Origin of the sequence: Sulfitobacter sp. 1A13353, assembly GCF_043557255.1 — a bacterium.
GTDB classification, from domain to species: domain Bacteria; phylum Pseudomonadota; class Alphaproteobacteria; order Rhodobacterales; family Rhodobacteraceae; genus Sulfitobacter; species Sulfitobacter faviae.
Window position 1 is genome coordinate 187,925 of sequence record NZ_JBIFFS010000005.1, and the last position, 16,020, is coordinate 203,944.

19 protein-coding genes are annotated in these 16,020 nt (G+C 64.5%); 14 read left to right on the plus strand and 5 right to left on the minus strand.

Going from position 1 to position 16,020, the window contains the following annotated elements; genetic code table 11:
- Positions 1-33: 33 nt before the first annotated feature.
- Complete coding sequence (locus tag ACGYLO_RS13815; protein ID WP_271689660.1) at positions 34-864, plus strand: ion transporter; 831 nt, start codon at positions 34-36, stop codon at positions 862-864.
- 23 nt (positions 865-887) lie between these two features.
- Here the strand turns inward: ACGYLO_RS13815 and ACGYLO_RS13820 are convergent, their stop codons facing one another.
- Positions 888-1,337 carry a DUF302 domain-containing protein gene (locus tag ACGYLO_RS13820; RefSeq protein WP_271689661.1) on the minus strand — a complete coding sequence of 150 codons (450 nt, stop codon included), beginning with the start codon at positions 1,335-1,337 and terminating at the stop codon, positions 888-890.
- Between the two features lie 151 nt (positions 1,338-1,488).
- On the opposite strand from ACGYLO_RS13820, the gene ACGYLO_RS13825 reads away from it, so the two are divergent.
- The 3 genes from ACGYLO_RS13825 (at position 1,489) to der (ending at position 5,185) form a co-directional block, all read left to right on the plus strand.
- A complete protein-coding gene (locus ACGYLO_RS13825) occupies positions 1,489-2,193 on the plus strand; it encodes a tetratricopeptide repeat protein (RefSeq protein WP_271689662.1) in 705 nt (234 codons plus the stop codon).
- Positions 2,194-2,260: 67 nt separating this feature from the next.
- On the plus strand, positions 2,261-3,643 hold the full coding sequence (locus ACGYLO_RS13830; RefSeq protein WP_394376861.1) for a PQQ-binding-like beta-propeller repeat protein: 1,383 nt from the start codon (positions 2,261-2,263) through the stop codon (positions 3,641-3,643).
- Positions 3,644-3,703: 60 nt separating this feature from the next.
- Entirely contained in the window at positions 3,704-5,185 is a 1,482-nt protein-coding gene (der, locus tag ACGYLO_RS13835) for a ribosome biogenesis GTPase Der (protein ID WP_067266411.1), read from the plus strand.
- A 6-nt stretch (positions 5,186-5,191) separates the two neighbouring features.
- Here der and ACGYLO_RS13840 read toward each other — a convergent pair whose 3' ends face one another.
- Both ACGYLO_RS13840 and serS read right to left on the minus strand, forming a co-directional pair.
- The gene (locus ACGYLO_RS13840) at positions 5,192-5,908 is read right to left on the minus strand and encodes a hypothetical protein (RefSeq protein ID WP_271689665.1); all 717 of its coding nucleotides are present in this window, start codon (positions 5,906-5,908) and stop codon (positions 5,192-5,194) included.
- 245 nt (positions 5,909-6,153) lie between these two features.
- On the minus strand, positions 6,154-7,446 hold the full coding sequence (serS, locus tag ACGYLO_RS13845) for a serine--tRNA ligase (protein ID WP_271689666.1): 1,293 nt from the start codon (positions 7,444-7,446) through the stop codon (positions 6,154-6,156).
- A gap of 217 nt (positions 7,447-7,663) precedes the next feature.
- Between serS and yajC the strand changes: the two genes are divergently transcribed.
- From yajC to ACGYLO_RS13895, 10 genes are read left to right on the plus strand one after another with little or no spacing between them, the layout of a single operon-like run.
- Positions 7,664-7,942, plus strand: a complete 279-nt coding sequence (yajC, locus tag ACGYLO_RS13850; protein WP_067627241.1) for a preprotein translocase subunit YajC — start codon at positions 7,664-7,666, stop codon at positions 7,940-7,942.
- A 35-nt stretch (positions 7,943-7,977) separates the two neighbouring features.
- Positions 7,978-9,627, plus strand: coding sequence for a protein translocase subunit SecD (gene secD / locus ACGYLO_RS13855; protein ID WP_209218655.1), 1,650 nt, complete (start codon positions 7,978-7,980; stop codon positions 9,625-9,627).
- A gap of 1 nt (position 9,628) precedes the next feature.
- Complete coding sequence (gene secF, locus ACGYLO_RS13860; RefSeq protein WP_209218656.1) at positions 9,629-10,597, plus strand: protein translocase subunit SecF; 969 nt, start codon at positions 9,629-9,631, stop codon at positions 10,595-10,597.
- Positions 10,590-11,345: a sulfite exporter TauE/SafE family protein gene (locus ACGYLO_RS13865; protein WP_271689667.1), complete on the plus strand. Its 756-nt coding sequence runs from the start codon at positions 10,590-10,592 to the stop codon at positions 11,343-11,345. The genes secF and ACGYLO_RS13865 overlap by 8 nt, the downstream gene beginning before the upstream one ends.
- Positions 11,346-11,363: 18 nt before the next feature.
- The gene (locus tag ACGYLO_RS13870) at positions 11,364-11,717 is read left to right on the plus strand and encodes an Mth938-like domain-containing protein (RefSeq protein WP_067266397.1); all 354 of its coding nucleotides are present in this window, start codon (positions 11,364-11,366) and stop codon (positions 11,715-11,717) included.
- Positions 11,718-11,736: 19 nt separating this feature from the next.
- Positions 11,737-12,348, plus strand: a complete 612-nt coding sequence (gene ccmA, locus ACGYLO_RS13875; protein WP_271689668.1) for a heme ABC exporter ATP-binding protein CcmA — start codon at positions 11,737-11,739, stop codon at positions 12,346-12,348.
- On the plus strand, positions 12,345-13,001 hold the full coding sequence (gene ccmB / locus ACGYLO_RS13880) for a heme exporter protein CcmB (RefSeq protein WP_271689669.1): 657 nt from the start codon (positions 12,345-12,347) through the stop codon (positions 12,999-13,001). Before ccmA ends, ccmB begins: the two co-directional genes overlap by 4 nt.
- Before the next feature lie 52 nt (positions 13,002-13,053).
- A complete protein-coding gene (gene ccmC, locus ACGYLO_RS13885; RefSeq protein ID WP_067266389.1) occupies positions 13,054-13,788 on the plus strand; it encodes a heme ABC transporter permease CcmC in 735 nt (244 codons plus the stop codon).
- Entirely contained in the window at positions 13,788-13,943 is a 156-nt protein-coding gene (ccmD, locus tag ACGYLO_RS13890) for a heme exporter protein CcmD (RefSeq protein WP_394374198.1), read from the plus strand. Before ccmC ends, ccmD begins: the two co-directional genes overlap by 1 nt.
- Entirely contained in the window at positions 13,936-14,475 is a 540-nt protein-coding gene (locus ACGYLO_RS13895) for a DsbE family thiol:disulfide interchange protein (RefSeq protein WP_271689671.1), read from the plus strand. The genes ccmD and ACGYLO_RS13895 overlap by 8 nt, the downstream gene beginning before the upstream one ends.
- On the opposite strand, the gene ACGYLO_RS13900 is transcribed toward ACGYLO_RS13895, so the two are convergent.
- Positions 14,465-15,055 (minus strand): NAD(P)H-dependent oxidoreductase, encoded by a 591-nt coding sequence (locus ACGYLO_RS13900; RefSeq protein ID WP_271689672.1) that lies wholly within the window; start codon positions 15,053-15,055, stop codon positions 14,465-14,467. The two genes, ACGYLO_RS13895 and ACGYLO_RS13900, sit on opposite strands and share 11 nt — an antisense overlap.
- A 63-nt stretch (positions 15,056-15,118) precedes the next feature.
- The gene (locus ACGYLO_RS13905; protein WP_271689673.1) at positions 15,119-15,931 is read right to left on the minus strand and encodes a hypothetical protein; all 813 of its coding nucleotides are present in this window, start codon (positions 15,929-15,931) and stop codon (positions 15,119-15,121) included.
- Between the last annotated feature and the right edge of the window lie 89 nt (positions 15,932-16,020).

Below are 16,020 nucleotides of genomic sequence, written 5' to 3' on the forward strand. Positions count from 1 at the left end.
GGCGATCTGCTCTTGCACTGTGCGGGGTGGCGCATGATATCTACCGCCATGACCGATCTTTCGACCTCCTCGCAGACCTCGCTGCGCGCCCGCGCCGCCCGGCTGGCCGACCGCCCTTCGTTCCAGAATTTCATTCTGGGCGTGATTCTCTTTAACGCCGTGATCTTGGGGCTTGAGACCTCGGACGAGGTGATGGCGCAGGCCGGGCCGCTGATCCTGCTGCTGGACCGTATTTGTCTCGCCATTTTCGTCATCGAAATTGCGATCAAGCTTTTCGGGCGCGGGCTTGATTTCTTCAAACGCGGGTGGAGCATCTTTGACTTTATCATCGTCGCCATCTCGCTGATCCCGGCGACACAGGGGCTCAGCGTTTTGCGCGCCCTGCGCATCCTGCGGCTCTTGCGCGTCGTCTCGGTCGCGCCCTCGCTGCGTCGCGTGGTCGAGGGGCTGGTCAACGCGCTGCCCGGCATGGGCTCGGTCTTTTTGCTGATGGGGGTGATCTTCTACATCGCCTCGGTCATGGCCACCAAACTCTTTGGCGCGGATTTCCCGCAGTGGTTCGGCACGCTGGGCCAGTCGGGCTATTCGCTGTTTCAGATCATGACGCTCGAGTCGTGGTCCATGGGCATCGTGCGCCCGGTGATGGAGGTCTATCCCTATGCTTGGATGTTCTTCGTGCCCTTTATCATGGTCACCACCTTCGCGGTGGTGAACCTGTTGGTCGGCCTGATCGTGAACTCGATGCAAGACGCGCATCATGAGGAAAGCAACGAGCAGACCAACACCTACCGCGATGAGGTCATGTCGCGGTTGACCGATCTGGAAAACCTGATCAAGGCGCAGAACACCCCGCCCAAACCCTAAGAGGCCGGGGCGGGGAGAGGGCGTTATTCCTCGCCGATCGCCTTAGCGGTGAGATTGTCTAGCGCCTTGGTCATCTTGGTGAGATATTCCGCCTCTTCGGGCAGGCCGTGGGCGGTGACCAGCGTTTCAGGCGCGGCATAGGTCACATGCACGGCCCCCTCGCCATCGGCGTAGACCAGCACCCGCATCGGCAGGTCCAGCCCGGCGGTCTGGGCATCCTGCATCGCGGGGGTGCCGAGCTTTGGGTTGCCAAAGATCAAAAGCTGCGTCGGGCGCAATTCCATCTCCGCCTTTTCGGCCCCGGCGGCGTGATCGACCCGGGCAAAGACCTCGGCCCCTGCCGCCTCAACCGCGCTTTCCAGCCGGTCCATCGTCGTGGGCACGTCATGGGGTGAGACTTTGGCCACCAAATCCTGCGCCAATGCGGGCATGGCCGCCATCACGACACCCGCCGCCAGTGCAATCGCTTTCATCATCGTCTCCTTTCGCTGCATTCTGCCCCTGACCTAGCGTGCCGCGCCCCCGGGCCAAGCCGTCGGCGAAAAGGCGCTGCGGTTCGCTGGGTCTTGGCTTGGCTGGCCACGCGCGGTAAGAGGGGCAAAATCAGGCCGGGGGCAGGGCGCGATGAGCGATACCGACAGTTTTATTGACGAAGTGAACGAAGAGGTCCGCCGCGACCGGCTGTACGGCTACCTGCGCCGCTATGGTTGGATCGCCGTGCTGGCCGTGGTGGCCATCGTCGGTGGCGCCGCGTGGAACGAATACAGCAAAGCACAGGAGCGGGCCGAGGCCGAAGCTTTGGGGGATGCGATGCTTGCCGCGCTCGAAGCGGATGCCAGCAATGCCCGCGCCGAAGCGCTCGCCCCGATTGAGGCCGATGGCCCCGGTGCCCGCGCTGTGCTGAACTTCATGCGCGCCGATGCGCTGGCCGAGGCGGGTGAAACCGATGCCGCCGTGGAACAGCTGGATGCTATCGCGCTCGACGGTGACCTCGCGCCGATCTACCGGGCCTTGGCGCAGTTCAAGATCGTGACCCTGCAGGGCCAATCGGTGCCCGTGGCTGAGCGGCGTCAGGCCCTCGAAGCGCTGGCCCAGCCCGGTGCCCCGCTGCGCCTGCTGGCCGAAGAGCAACTGGCCCTGATCGACATTCAAGAGGGGGAGACCGACAAGGCCGTGGCGCGCTATCAGTCCATTCTCTCCGACGCGGAAACCACCCCGGACTTGCAACAACGCGCCCTTCAGGTGATTGTGGCCTTGGGTGAAGAACCGGGTGACGAGAGCGCCGCCGCAGAGGCCGCGCTGGAGATCCCCGAAGCAACGGGTGACTGACACATATCCACCCGCCAAAAATGGCGGGGGCGTGAAGGTTGAGGAAAGACAGAAAGTGAGCAGGTCCATGACGAAGCATCGCGAAACCGAACCCGGCTATGCGGGTCTGCGGGGTCTGGGCGTGGCGGGGGCCATTGGTGCCGCGCTGTTGCTGACGGCCTGCGCGGACGAGCAGACTTATCTGCCGGGCAAACGCGAAGACGTGCGCGCGGTGTTGCAAAACCCCGGCGTGCAAGACCCTGCCTTTGACGGCGCCACCGGTCCCGTGCCAGAGAATACCAGCCGCGCCATCGCTCTGGGCGGCACGGTGAACAACGCCAATTGGACCCATAGCATCGGCACCGCAGCGACCCGCATTAGCCATCCCGCGCTGCGGACCGCCTTGCAGCCGGTCTGGAGCGCCGATATCGGCGCGGGCGACAGCCGCAAACAACGTATCACCGCCGATCCGGTGGTGGCGGGCGGGCGTGTCTTCACGCTCGACGCCGGGGCGCAGGTCACAGCGACCTCGACCTCGGGCCAAACGCTTTGGACCCGTGACCTCACTCCTGCATCCGACCGCGAAGGCCAAGCCACCGGTGGCGGCCTCGCCGTGGATGGGGAAACGCTCTATGTCTCCGTGGGCTTTGGCGTTCTGGCCGCGCTCGACGTGACGACGGGCGGCGTGCGCTGGACCCAAGACCTTGACGCCACCGGTTCGGGCACGCCGACCGTCTCGGGCGATCTGGTCTATCTCACGGCGCGCGACGATACCGGCTGGGCGCTGGACAAGGCGACTGGCCGCATTCAGTGGCAAACCGGTGCGGTCACCAGCCTTAGCAACGTTTTGGGCGCGCCTGCGCCTGCCGTCACCAGCGATCTGGCGATCTTTGCCTTCGGCTCGGGCGAGGTGCAGGGGCTGTTCCGCCAAGGCGGGCTTGAGCGGTGGTCGACCTCTGTTCTGGGCAAACGTCCGGGCCGCGCGCTGAGCTTTGTGGGCGATGTGACAAGCGCGCCTGTGGTCTCGAACGGGACTGTCTATGTGGGCAACCATTCGGGCCGTCTGGCCGCACTGGATGTCAACAGCGGCGACCGTAAGTGGGTCGCGCGCGACGGGGCGATCGGTCCGGTCTGGCCTGCGGGCGATTCTGTCTTTGCGGTGACGGACCTGAACGAATTGGTCCGGCTCGACGCCAGCACGGGCCGCCGCATCTGGGGCACGCCGCTGCCGAATTTCGTCAAGGACAAGCCCAAGAAACAATCCGAAGTGGTGGCCCATTACGGCCCGATCATCGCCGGGGGGCGCGTGATCGTGGCCTCCAACGACGGGGTGCTGCGCAGCTTTGACCCCGTAAGCGGCGGGCTGACCGGCACCACCCAAATCCCCGGCGGGGCAACCACCGCCCCCGTCGTGGCGGGCGGCACGCTATATGTCGTCTCCACCAAGGGGCAATTGCACGCTTTCCGTTAGGCCGCAAATAGGCTAAGGCGCGTGTCTGAACTGGCCCAACCGGGGCCCGGAGCCTGAATTATGTCCTTTACCCTTGCCATCGTGGGCCGTCCCAATGTCGGGAAATCCACGCTGTTCAACCGCCTTGTCGGCAAACGCCTTGCGCTGGTCGATGACCAGCCCGGCGTGACCCGCGACCTGCGCGAAGGCGCGGCCAAATTGGCCGACCTGCGCTTTACCGTGATCGACACCGCGGGACTGGAAGAGGTCACCGACGACAGCCTGCAAGGCCGGATGCGCCGCCTGACCGAACGTGCGGTGGACATGGCCGATGTCTGTCTCTTCATGATCGACGCCCGCGTGGGCGTGACCCCCTCTGACATGGTCTTTGCCGAAATCCTCCGCAAGAAATCCGCCCATGTGATTCTCGCGGGCAACAAGGGGGAGGGCAAGGCCGCCGACGCCGGCATGATCGAGGCCTATTCGTTGGGGCTGGGCGAGCCCATTCGCATGTCCGCCGAACATGGTGAGGGGCTGACCGATCTTTACACGGCCCTGATGCCGCTGGCGGATGAATATGCCGAACGTGCCACCCAAGACGCGCCCGAGACGGATGTGGACCTGCCTGAGGATGACGCCGATCTCGAAGCCGAATCCCTGCCGATGCCGACCCGCGCCAAGCCGCTGCAGGTCGCCGTGGTGGGCCGCCCCAATGCGGGCAAGTCGACGCTGATCAACCAGATTCTGGGTGAGGACCGTCTGCTGACCGGCCCAGAGGCTGGGATCACCCGCGATGCGATCTCGCTGACCACCGAATGGGCCGGGCCGGATGGTGAGCCAGTGCCGATGCGCATTTTCGACACCGCCGGGATGCGCAAAAAGGCCAAGGTTCAGGAGAAGCTGGAAAAGCTCAGCGTTAGCGACGGTCTGCGCGCGGTGAAATTCGCCGAGGTTGTGGTGCTTTTGCTCGACGCCGAAATCCCGTTCGAGCAGCAAGACCTGCGCATCGCCGATCTGGCCGAGCGTGAGGGCCGTGCCGTTGTCGTCGCCGTGAACAAATGGGACATCGAAGAGAACCGGCAGGAGAAACTGCGCGATCTCAAAGAGAGCTTCGAGCGGCTCTTGCCGCAGTTGCGCGGTGCGCCGCTGATCACCGTGTCGGCCAAGACGGGCAGGGGCCTCGACCGGCTTCAGGCCGCGATCATGCGCGCCTATGAGGTCTGGAACCGCCGGGTGACCACCGCGCAGCTCAACCGCTGGCTCTCGGGCATGATGGAGGCGCATCCGCCCCCCGCGCCGCAGGGCAAGCGCATCAAGCTGCGCTATATGACCCAAGCCAAGACCCGCCCGCCGGGCTTCGTGGTGATGTGCAGCCACCCTGACAAGGTGCCGGACAGCTACACGCGCTATCTGGTCAACGGGTTGCGGTTGGATTTCGACATGCCCGGCACGCCGATCCGTCTGTGGATGCGCGGCCAGTCCGACGCCAACCCCTATAAGAACCGCAAGAAAGCGGCGCCGTCGAAGCTGCGCAAGCACACCGACGGTCGCCGCAAGGACTAAGCGCGCTCAGCCGCGCCGAAACGCCCTGACGGTGGGCAGCGCCACGATGACGCTGCCCCCGAGCGCCAGATAGGCGACCAAGGGCGTCTCGCCCCAATTGGTCACGACCACGCCCACCAGCCCCCAGATCACCGCGATGCCATAGGTCGGTGTCCGCCCCAGAGCGGTCTGGACGATGGCGCCGATTGCAATCGCCAGCCCGACAAAGACCACCGCCGCCGTCTGCTCTTCCAAATAGCCGTATCCTGCGGCCAGAAGCGCCAGCGACACGCAGGAAGCGGCAGAGAGCCAGCCCGCGTAGAGCCCCATCGGGGCGGCGGCCCAGAGCGGGTCTTCGACCGGGGCGAGGAACAGGGCGATCAGCGCGGTGATCAGCATGATCCAGATCAGTATCGCGGCCCAGACCGGGCTCATGGTGGCCACGGCGAGCCATGTGGTCCCCACAGCGAGCGACAGGCAGAGCGGCACGCGCATGTCGTGCCACTGCCCATCCCGCGGCGCGCGGAGCAGACCATAGCCGAGACCCACGATCAGCCAGAGGTAAATCACCCCCCAGATGGAAAAGGCATAGCCCGCAGGCTGCGCGGGCGGGTTGTCTTGGGGAATGGGAAATTGGTTCGGATCAAAGCCCGAGAAGCTGGGCACGAAGAAGGGCGAGATCGCAAAGGCGATGCTGAGCAGCAGTGCGAGCGCTGCGATCAGGGTGCGGGAGGATTTGGGCAAGCGGGGCCTCGTGGGATTAGCTGTTGCGGTACATCTAATCCTAGAGCGCCTGCTCGCCACGGCAACCAAGGGCCAGCGCTGCCCGCGGGTGGGCGATGGAACGGCTGGACACTGCCACTTTATGGCTCAACCATAACGTGACTTCGCCAAGTCGCCCCAACCTCACTAAATCGCCTACCCGTCCGGGCGGGCAGGCGATGGCCCGGCGCCTGCGGCTTGATCCCGGGCCACGCGGCGGCCCACCCTTAGGCGAGCACACCTTCCGCAGTGAGGGTCGTCTTGCCCCCCAGATAGGGCGCAAGCGCCTCGGGCAGTTTCACCGAGCCATCCGCCTGCTGGCCATTTTCCAGCACCGCGATCAGGCAACGCCCAACCGCCAGCCCCGAGCCATTCAGCGTATGCACGAACTGCGGCTTGCCGCCGCCCTCGGGTTTGAACCGCGCGTTCATGCGCCGCGCCTGAAAATCGCCGGTGGTCGAGACCGAGGAGATCTCGCGGTAACAATCCTGCCCCGGCACCCACGCCTCGATGTCATAGGTGCGTCGTGCGCCAAAACCCATGTCGCCGGTGCAGAGGATCACGGTGCGGTAAGGCACGCCGAGCTTTTCAAGAATGCCTTCGGCGCAACCGACCATGCGCTGCTGTTCGGCGTCGCTCTCATCCGGGTGCGTAATTGAGACCATCTCGACCTTCTCGAACTGGTGCTGGCGCAGCATCCCGGCGGTATCGCGCCCGGCACTCCCGGCCTCGGAACGGAAGCAGAGCGTATGGGCAGTGAGACGGATCGGCAGAGCGCTTTGCTCCAGCGTGTCGCCGCCCACCGAATAGGTCAGCGGCACTTCGGAGGTCGGCACCAGCCACCAGCCATCCGTGGTCTGATAGCTGTCCTCGCCGAATTTCGGCAGTTTATCCGTGCCATACATCGCCTCGTCGCGCACCAGCACGGGGGAGTTCACCTCCGTCAGGCCGTTCTCGTCAACATGGGTGTCGATCATGAACTGCGCCAGCGCGCGGTGGATGCGCGCCACGGCGCCTTTCAGCATGACGAAACGCGCGCCCGAAGTCTTGGCCGCGGTCTCAAAATCCATGCCGGGTTTGACGCCTTTGATCTCGTAATGCTCGACCGGTTTGAAGTCGAAGGCGGGCTTCTCGCCCCAGCTTTTCACCTCGACATTGTCGTTCTCATCATCGCCTTGGGGCACGTCATCGGCGGGGTTGTTGGGAATGCGGGCGAGCATGTCGGTCAGCTTCGCGTCCAACTCCTGCGCCTCGGCGTTCATTGCGGCGACTTCGGCCTTCTTGTCGCTGACCAGCGCGCGCAAACGCTCGAACTCGGCCTCGTCGCCCCGACCCTTGGCGGCACCGACTTCCTTGCTGGCCTTGTTCTGTTCGGCCTTGGCAGTCTCGGCGGCGGCGATCTTGGCGCGGCGCGCGGCATCGAGGGACAGCACCGCGTGCGACATCGCAGCCTCGCCCCGGCGGGCGAGAGCGGCGTCAAAAGCCTCGGGATTGTCGCGGATGGCGCGGATGTCGTGCATGGGTTTGTCCTCAAGATCGGGTGAGTCGGTTTTGCTGCCTTATGCCTTAATGTGCGGTGCGGGGGTAGGGGCCGCAACCATGCGGCGATTGGCCCCGCGCGGGCGGGCAGGCGGCATCGGCTTTCCACCTTGCACCCCGCTGTCACCGCGCATAGGTTCTGGCCAAATTCTCAAGGCCCATTTTGTGGCCCAATACCCATCGAAAAGGACGACCCCCATGGAAGGCATCCAGCAATTCGTGCCGCTGATCCTGATCTTCGCGATCATGTATTTTCTGCTCATCCGCCCGCAGCAGAAGAAGGCGAAGGAACATCAGGCCATGGTGGCCGGTCTGCGCCGGGGCGATCAGGTCGTGACCCAAGGCGGCATCATCGGCAAGGTCTCCAAGGTCAAAGACGACGGTGAGCTTGAGGTGGAAATCGCCGAGGGCGTGAAAATTCGCGTGGTGCAGGCCACCATCGCCACCGTGGTCTCCAAGACCGAACCGGCGAAATAAACCCTACCCCGAGGCCGCAACCCAAAGGCGGAACTATGCTACAGATTGATCTGTGGAAGCGGATTGTCATTGTCCTGACCTGTTTGGCAGGGCTTTGGCTGGCGCTTCCCAATGCCTTTTACGCTCCTGTCGAAAAGCACAATGACGCCGTTGCGGCCATCGAGGTTCAGGGCAGCACGCCCGAACTGGAAGCGCAGCGCGCGCTTTGGCCCGAATGGATGCCCTCGGGGCTGGTGAACCTTGGCCTTGACCTGCGCGGCGGTGCGCATCTGCTGGCCGAAGTGCAACTGGCCGATGTCTATGCCTCGCGCATGGAAGCCCAATGGCCCGAGGTCCGCGACGCTCTGCGCAGTCTCACCCCGGTGCGCCGCCAAGAAGCGCCAGCGGGGGAGTTGCGGGTCCGTCTGAACGATCCGTCGAAAATGGCCGAGGCGCTGCAGATCACCCGTGATCTGGCCCGGCCCGTCACCACCGTGACCGGCGCAGGCGGCAGCGACATCGACGTGAGCGGGGCCGATGGCATCATCACCATCACCCTGTCGGATGCCGAAAAACAGGCGACCGACGAACGCACCATGCAGCAGAGCCTCGAAATCGTGCGCCGCCGCATTGACGAAGTTGGCACCCGTGAGCCGACGATCCAGCGTCAGGGGGCGGACCGTATCCTGATCCAAGTGCCCGGCATCGGTTCGGCGGCTGAGTTGAAAGCCATCATCGGCACCACGGCGCAGCTGACCTTCAATCCGGTGGTCAATCGTGGCTCGAACGAAAACGACAACCCCGGCATCGGCAACGCGATCCTGCCTGCCGCCGACGAAGAGGGCGTCTTCTACACGATTGAGACCGCCCCCGTCGTCACCGGCGAACAACTCGTCGACGCGCAGCCGAGCTTTGACCAGAACGGCGCGCCTGCCGTGTCTTTCCGCTTTGACACCTCCGGCGCACGGAAGTTCGGCGATTACACGGCTGAGAACATCGGCTCTCCCTTCGCCATCGTGCTCGACGATGAAGTCATCAGCGCGCCGACGATCCAGAGCCATATTCCCGGCGGGTCGGGCATCATCACCGGGCGCTTCTCGGTCGAGGAAAGCACCAACCTTGCTGTGCTGCTGCGCGCCGGGGCCCTGCCTGCGGGGCTGAGCTTTGTCGAAGAGCGCACCATCGGCCCGGAACTGGGCCAAGACAGCATCGACGCGGGCAAGATCGCGACCATGGTCGCCTTCGTCGCCGTGCTGTTCTTCATGTGGGCGTCCTACGGGCTGTTCGGCTTTTTTGCCAATATCGCGCTGATCATCAACGTCGGGCTGATCTTTGGCCTGTTGAGCCTGATCGGGGCCACGTTGACGCTGCCGGGCATCGCCGGGATCGTGCTGACCGTCGGCATGGCGGTCGACGCCAACGTGCTGATTTTCGAGCGTATCCGCGAGGAACAACGCAATGCCAAAGGCGCTGCGCGGGCAATCTCGCTGGGGTATGAACGTGCGCTCAGCGCCATTTTGGATGCAAATATCACCACATTCATCGTGGCGGTCATCCTCTTCGCTCTCGGCTCCGGTCCGGTGCGCGGCTTTGCCGTCACGCTGGGGCTGGGCATCGTCACATCGGTCTTCACCGCCTTCTTCGTCACCCGTTTGCTGGTGGTGATCTGGTTTGAACGCCGCCGTCCCAAGACAATCGAGGTTTGACATGCGACTGAAGCTGGTACCCGACAATACGAACTTCGATTTCTTCGGCTATGCCAAGATCACCTTTGGCGCTTCGGTGGTGTTGATGGTCCTGTCCCTGATCGCTTGGAGCGTGATGGGGCTGAACTTCGGCATCGACTTCCGGGGCGGCACCACCCTGCGGACCGAAAGCTCCCAAGCCGTCGACGTGGGCGCTTACCGCGATGCGCTCGCGCCGCTTGAATTGGGCGACGTCACGATTTCCGAGGTCTTCGATCCCGGTTTCGGTGCCGACCGCCATGTGGCGATGATCCGCGTGCAGGCCCAAGAAGGGCAGCAGGCGGCGACGACCGACACGATCGAAACCATCGAAGCGGCACTGCAAGGCGTGGCCCCCGATATCAAGTTCACCTCTGTCGAATCCGTGGGCCCCAAAGTCTCGGGCGAGCTGATCCAGACCGCCTTCCTTGCCGTGGGCGGGGCGCTGGCGGCGATCCTGATCTACATCTGGTTGCGGTTCGAATGGCAGTTCTCGGTCGGCGCGGTGGTGGCCCTGTTCCATGACGTGGTGCTGACCATCGGGCTTTTCTCGCTCCTTCAGATCCGTTTCGATCTGCCGGTCGTGGCGGCGATCCTGACGATCATCGGCTATTCGATCAACGACACCGTGGTGATCTTTGACCGCCTGCGGGAGAATCTGCGGAAATACAAAAAGCGCCCCCTGCGCGATGTGATGAACCTCAGCGTGAACGAGACGCTGAGCCGTACGCTGATGACCTCGGGCACCACCTTGCTGGCGCTGATCGCCCTGCTGATCTTGGGCGGCGATGTGATCCGGGCCTTCGTCTTTGCCATCACTTGGGGCGTGATCGTGGGCACCTATTCTTCGGTCTATGTGGCCAAGAACGTGGTGCTTTACCTTGGCGTGAAGCGCGACTGGTCCAAGCCCGACGCGGGCGCGGGCACGCAATTCGCCAATATTGATGCCTGACCTGCTGCCGCAGGCCATCGCCACCCCCGGGGTGGCATGGCTTGCGCTGGCCGTGATCGTGGCGGGGCTGGTGCGCGGCTTCGCCGGTTTCGGCTCTGCCATGATCATCATGCCCGTCGCGGCCTCTGTCCTGCCTCCGGTCGAAGCGATTCTTTTCCTAACCGCTGCCGAGGTGATCGGCCCCCTGCCAAACCTCCCCGATGCCCTGCGCGAAGGCGCGCCGCGTGAAGTGGGGCGGCTGCTGCTCGGCGTGCTGATCGGCATGCCGCTGGGCCTATGGGGGCTGTCGCTGATCTCGCCCGAGGGGTTCGGCTGGATCGTCTCGGGCGTGGTGCTGGGGCTTCTGGCGCTGCTGCTCGCGGGCTGGCGCTATCACGGGCCGCTTGATGCGAAGCTGGTGACGGCCACCGGCGCTCTGGGTGGCTTTATGACCGGTTTTGCGGGCATCGCCGGGCCGCCGGTGATCCTGCTCTATATGGCAAGCCGCAGGCCCGCTGCGGTGATCCGGGCGAATTTCTTGCTCTATCTACTGGGGCTCGACCTGATGCTTTTTGCCATGCTCGGGGCGACGGGGCAGGTGGTCTGGCCGGTGCTGTGGCTGGGCCTCTTGGCCGGGGTGCCCAATGTCATCGCCAATATCATCGGGGCGCGGCTATTTGACCCAAAGCGAGAGCGGCTTTTTCGCACGGTGGCCTATATCGTCATCGCCGCATCGGCTATCCTCGGCCTGCCGCTGTGGAATATCTGAGCCTGTGAGGGACGCGACATGCGATTGAATGAGATCACCTATACCGACGCCAAACCGATCGACGGCTACGGCCCCGGCTTCTTCCGCATCGACGGAGAGGTCGTTGAGGGCGCGCAGGTGATCGGCCCGGAGGGCATCACCGGCTGGGGCGGTCTGGCCGATCCCGCGCCGGTGTTGGCGCTGGCGGGCAAGGTGGATGTCGTCTTTCTCGGCACCGGGTCGGAGGTGGCGCATATCCCCGATGACCTGCGTGAGACCTTGGAAGAGGCCGGGCTGGGGGTCGAGGTTATGTCGTCTCCCGCCGCCTGCCGCACCTACAACATTCTGCTGAGCGAGGGGCGGCGCATCGCGCTGGCCCTCTTGCCGGTCTAAGGGCGGAGCGGCGCGGCCAGTGCAAGTCAGCAACCTCAGCGTCGCACGCGGCGGGGTGCCCGTGCTCTCGGGCCTGTCCTTCGCGCTGGCGGCGGGGGAGGCCTTGGTGCTGCGCGGCCCGAACGGTGCCGGAAAGACGACGCTGCTGCGCTGTATCGCGGGGCTGCAAGCGCCGCTCACGGGGCAGATCGAGGGGGCGGAGGACCGTGTCGCCTATGCCGCCCATGCGGATGGGCTGAAATCCATGCTGACCGTACGCGAGAATCTGAGCTTTTGGGCGCAGGTCTTTGGCAACACTGACATTTCCGCCGCACTCGATGGCTATCAGCTGCGCCCTTTGGCGGACCGTTTGGCCGCGACCCTCTCCGCCGGGCAAAAGCGCCGTTTGGGCTTGGCGCGGCTCTTGGTGACGGGGCGGCCGATTTGGGTGTTGGATGAGCCGACGGTCTCGCTCGACGCGGATGCGGTGGCGCTGTTCGGTTCTGTCCTGCGCGGGCATTTGGCGTCGGGCGGATCGGCCCTCATGGCCACGCATATCGATCTGGGGGTGGAGGCGCGGATGCTCGACATCAGCGCCTACCGTGCGGCCCCCGATGCCGATCTCGGCGCCAGCGATGCGGCCTTTCTATGAAGGCGTTGCTGCTACGAGACCTGCGCTTGGCGCTGCGGGCAGGCGGGGGCTTTGGCCTTGGCTTGGCGTTCTTCCTGATCGTGACGATGCTGGTGCCCTTCAGCGTCGGGCCAGAGGCCACGCTGCTGCGCGCGATTGCGCCCGGTGTGCTTTGGCTCGGGGCGCTTTTGGCCTGTCTTCTGTCGCTCGACCGTCTGCTGGCGCTCGATCTCGAAGACGGCTCGTTGGAGCTGCTGTTGACGGCACCGCTGCCGCTGGAAGGGGCGCTGGCGGTCAAGGCTTTGGCGCATTGGCTGACCACCGGGCTGCCGCTGGTTCTGGCGGCGCCCTTTTTGGGCGTGATGCTGCAACTCGCGGCCCCGGGGCATCTGTGGCTGCTGGCCTCGTTGGCGCTTGGCACGCCGGCGCTGTCGGTGATCGGCATGTTCGGCGCGGCGCTGACGGTGGGGATCAAACGCGGCGGGTTGCTGCTGTCGCTACTCGTGCTGCCGCTCTATATCCCGACGCTGATTTTCGGGGCCGAGGTCGCGCGGCGCGGGACGGCGGGGCTGGACACCGCCACGCCGCTGTTGATGCTGGCGGGGCTGACGCTGGCCGTGGTGGCCTTGATGCCATTTGCCGCAGCGGCTGTCTTACGGATGGGGTTGCGATGACCCCAACAAATCGTGCATTGAGCACCACCCAACCGCGCGATAGGTAGTCTGCATGTCCCTTTGGCAATACGCAAATCCGGTCAAATTCCTTGCGCTTTCGCAGCGCGTGCAACCTGCGCTTTGGGTGCTGGCGGCGGCCTTCGTGAGCGTGGGCTTGCTTTGGGGTTTTTTCGGCACGCCTGATGACGCGCGGCAAGGCAGCACGGTCAAGATCATCTATCTGCATGTGCCCGCCGCTCTGATGGCGATCAATGCGTGGTTCATGATGCTCGTGGCCTCGCTCATCTGGCTGATCCGCCGTCACCACGTCAGCGCATTGGCGGCCAAGGCCGCGGCCCCCGTGGGGCTGGTGATGACGCTGATCGCGCTGGTCACGGGGGCGATCTGGGGCCAGCCGATGTGGGGCACATGGTGGGCGTGGGATCCGCGGCTTACGTCCTTCCTGATCCTGTTTCTCTTCTATCTGGGTTATATCGCGCTGTGGCAGGCGGTCGAAGACCCGGACACCGCCGCCGATCTGACCTCGGTTCTCTGCCTTGTTGGCTCCGTCTTTGCGGTGCTGTCGCGCTATGCGGTGCAATTCTGGAACCAAGGGTTGCACCAAGGGACCTCGATCCCCGTGGCCACGGGCAACCGCAGCGTGGCGGATGTTTTCTTTTACCCGCTTGTGCTAGCGATGCTGGGCTTTGGCCTGCTGTTTCTGGCGCTGGTGGTCTACCGCACGGGCACCGAAATTCGCCTGCGCCGTACGGCGGCGCTTAGGGCGCGGATGAACAGGGGGGCGTGATGCCGGATCTTGGAAAATACGCGGCCGAGGTGCTCTCGGCCTATGCCCTATCTCTGCTGCTTCTGGCGGCGCTGATCGGCTTGACCCTCTGGCGCGGTCGCGCGGCGCGCCGGGCTTTGGAAGAAACTGAGCAGGAGGCCGGAAGCCGTGGCTAAACTCTCGCCCATGATGATCGCGCCGCCGGTGATCTTTGCCGCCTTCGTCGCACTGGCCGCCGTGGGCATGTACCGCGACGATCCCGAGGGGCTGCCCTCGACGCTGGTGGGGCAACAGGCGCCTGCCATGCCCGCAGACACGCTGCCCGGCTATCCGCAGGCCACGGATGACATGCTGCGCGCAGGGCAAGTGAGCTTGGTGAACTTCTGGGCCAGCTGGTGCCCGCCGTGCCGCGCCGAACATCCCAAGCTCTTGGAGATGCAGGCCGAGGGGATGAACATCATCGGCGTCAATTTCAAGGATACCGAGAAGAACGCGACCGCCTATCTCGAAGACGAAGAAAGCCCCTTTGCCGGGGTCGGTTTCGACCCGCAGGGGCGTGTGGCGATTGATTGGGGCGTGACCGCCCCGCCGGAAACCTTCATCGTCGACGGGGACGGCACGGTGTTGTTCCGCTTTGCCGGGCCGCTGGTTGGCAGCGATTACGAACAGCGGTTCCTCCCGGCGCTGCGGGATGCGATCACCCGCTGATCTTTTCGGCGTATTCAACCAAACGTTTTGCCTGATAGGCGACGGAATTCTTGCCGGTGTCGCTCAGCGGGCCGGGTTCGCAGGAGTATCCGTAGGGGTTGCCGCCATCTTCGAATTTGACGCCATCGGCATAGCCCGGCGGCACGATGATCGCACCCCAGTGCATCGCGGTGACATAGATCGACTGAAGCGTCGTCTCCTGCCCGCCGTGCGGGTTCTGCGCCGAAGTGGTCGCCGTGATCGCCTTATTGGCCAGCGCCCCTGACTGCCAGAGCGGCCCCAGCGTGTCGATGAAGGTGCGGAACTGGCTGGCGGCGACGCCAAAGCGGGTGGGGGCCGAGATGAAATAGCCATCGGCCCATTCCATGTCCTCGGGTTTGGCCTCGGGGATGTCTTGCATCTTGTCCAACTGGGCGCGCCACGCGTCTTGGCCATCGACAACGGCCTGCGGGGCGGTCTCGGCGCAGCGGCGCAGGCGGACCTCGGCGCCTGCCTCTTCGGCGGCGCGCGCGGCTTGCTCTGCGATGGCGTGGTTGGTCCCATAGGTGGAGTAGAACAGAACGGTGATTTTCGGGCTCATGGTTTCTCCTTTCACGAGGTGCTTCGGGATCAACGGGAATTCCCGGTCTTCTGTTCCTTGGGGTCAGAGCGAATAGGGCCGCGCCCATTCGCGCAGGCGGTCGATAAACTGGGCGTTGGTCAGTTGGTCCAAGCGGCCCTCGGGCGCGGTGAAACCGGGCAGCGGCTCAAGCGCGATGCGCAGGCGGCGCATCTGTTCTGGATAGGGGGCGACCCGCTCGGCCAGTTCCACCATTCCTGCGGGCACCCGGCGGGCGGGGTGTTCGGCGCTGTAGTAAAGCGCGAATTGCATCGCATTGAGGTTCGACACAAGATCGGCAAGGGCGGGCAAAATGATCGTGTTCATCTCATCGCTGTCCGCCGCGAACATCGACGCCTTGCTCAAAAGCCCCCGCGCTTGCGCGACCGTGGTGGTGGTCGACAGCACGAAGCTGACCGAGAGGGTGAGGATCACCATCCCATTGACCCCGACAAGCACCGACATCGCCAGCCAGAAGGGGCTTTGCGTTTGCAGCGGCCCGCCGCCGAGGGTCGAAAGCAGATGACCCACAAAGGCGGAGTCGCGGACAAAACCCGCAGGCTCTGTGCTGTCCGACATGACCACGGCATCGCGGCTCAGCTGAAACACCAAAGTCCAGCCGAGGGAGACGAGCACGATCCAAGTCACCGCGATGGCCGTCATCACCACCGGGCCGGAAAGGCGGTGACGGGCGTTTCCCTTGGGCATGACTTTGGTGAAGAGAAAGAACGCCGCCCGCGCCACCCGTTCCGACAGGGGCGCCACAGGGGCCGCGCCGATGGCGGTATAGAGAAAATCCAGCAGGACGATAACAAGGATCACCGCGCCCAAAGCGCCTAGCGCATAACCTGCTATCATTGCTGTGCCTTCCTCGAACGCGATCGTCTTAGAAAGGCAACCCGTGATGCGCGGGCAGGTTCCCGCTCAAGGCCGTGAGGCAAAGAAAA